Source organism: Saccharibacillus qingshengii (genome assembly GCF_013185195.1).
In the GTDB taxonomy this organism is placed as follows: Bacteria; Bacillota; Bacilli; order Paenibacillales; family Paenibacillaceae; genus Saccharibacillus; species Saccharibacillus qingshengii.
Genome location: NZ_JAAZWC010000073.1, coordinates 1 through 1,391 on the forward strand (window position 1 = coordinate 1; position 1,391 = coordinate 1,391).

Here is a 1,391-nt window from a genome sequence, read left to right on the forward strand (position 1 = left end):
ACAGTTTAATCTTCACTCGACTGAAAAAAAAGGAGGAATTGCTATGTCGAACGAACAACTTCAAAATTGTATTGAAGAATGCTTGAAGTGCATGGTCATCTGTAATCAGTGCTACAAGGCTTGCCTTTCAGAAGGCCATGCAGGTCATATGAGTCGATGCATTCAGCTTGATCGTGATTGTGCAGACATTTGTCAGCTCGCTGCTTCCATGATGGCACGTGGTAGCGAGTATGCCAAACAAATTTGCGAACTATGCGCCTCTATTTGCGAAGAATGCGGCAATGAGTGCAAAAAGCACGATATGGAGCATTGTCAAAAATGTGCTGAAGCCTGCTTTAAATGTGCAGACATCTGCCGGCAAATGTCTGCATAAGCGCTTTTTTCAATACAAGAAAGAGACCGTTTTAAGACAACGGTCTCTTTCTTGTATTAGAATTATGTTGAATAAATCAAAATTCTTTGAAGGCGCACGGAAATCCTATTATCTGCTCTTCGTTTTTATGATTGGGTCATATGCTGATAAGTGCTGGTGCTTGTTACTCTTCTGGCTGTTACATATTTATTTTTGAAGTATCCTTGATTCATCGGACTAATTCTCACACCTTTACTACTAGAGGAATGAGCAAATTCGCCATTGCCTACATAGATTCCGGCATGTGAAATGCCTTTACCGAATGTATTGAAAAACACTAAATCCCCCGGACGCAAGTTTTCTCTGGAAACCGGAGTACCAGCTTTCGCTTGGTCTCTGGAAACACGGGGTAGATTAATATTAAAATGATCGATTACCGCAAGAATAAAACCGGAGCAGTCCATACCGCTTTTGGTTGTGCCTCCCCATTTGTAAGGAACACCGATATATTCATTAACACTTTCGCTTAACGATTCACTTGCAGAAACCGAAGACGCAGAAAAAGAAGAAAGTAAAATGGCTCCCGCTAAAACCAAAGAAATTTTTTTCAAAACAATATTCCCTCCAGAGCCTACGAGGTTAGCTGATTAGGTTCGGTTGGAGTTCCCTATAATTTCTGAAAAGACAGAAATTAATTCACCTGAATGGTTCCCCCGCTTCTAAAATAAGAATTCGGCATTTTTTAAAATAAACAACTTTGACAATCATACAATACACCAAGTAAATAGTAAAGAAAATGTAACCTAAATATAAGATACTCTTAAATCGAAATTCACTAAGGGTTTTTAGTGAAATAACAAGTTCTAATTCCCATTTTTCTTCTGTTCACTTCCTTCTTTATCGATCTTTCTCATTATTTTATTTAGAAAAATCTCAAAAAAAAGATTAAACAGAGAAAAAAATGTAACCTTTAATTCTTATTCTTATTTAGATTTAAATTTATTTATGAAGGTAAAAAGTGAAGAAACGTATCATATAC

The 1,391-nt window shown here is 36.9% G+C and carries 2 protein-coding genes and 1 riboswitch; of the genes, one reads left to right on the plus strand and one right to left on the minus strand.

Going from position 1 to position 1,391, the window contains the following annotated elements:
* On the plus strand, positions 1-373 hold a 373-nt coding region (locus HRQ60_RS23350), incomplete at its 5' end, for a four-helix bundle copper-binding protein (RefSeq protein ID WP_425501740.1).
* A gap of 125 nt (positions 374-498) precedes the next feature.
* On the opposite strand, the gene HRQ60_RS23355 is transcribed toward HRQ60_RS23350, so the two are convergent.
* Complete coding sequence (locus HRQ60_RS23355; RefSeq protein ID WP_172201013.1) at positions 499-963, minus strand: C40 family peptidase; 465 nt, start codon at positions 961-963, stop codon at positions 499-501.
* 2 nt (positions 964-965) lie between these two features.
* Positions 966-1,100, minus strand: a riboswitch (cyclic di-AMP (ydaO/yuaA leader).
* Positions 1,101-1,391 lie beyond the last annotated feature (291 nt).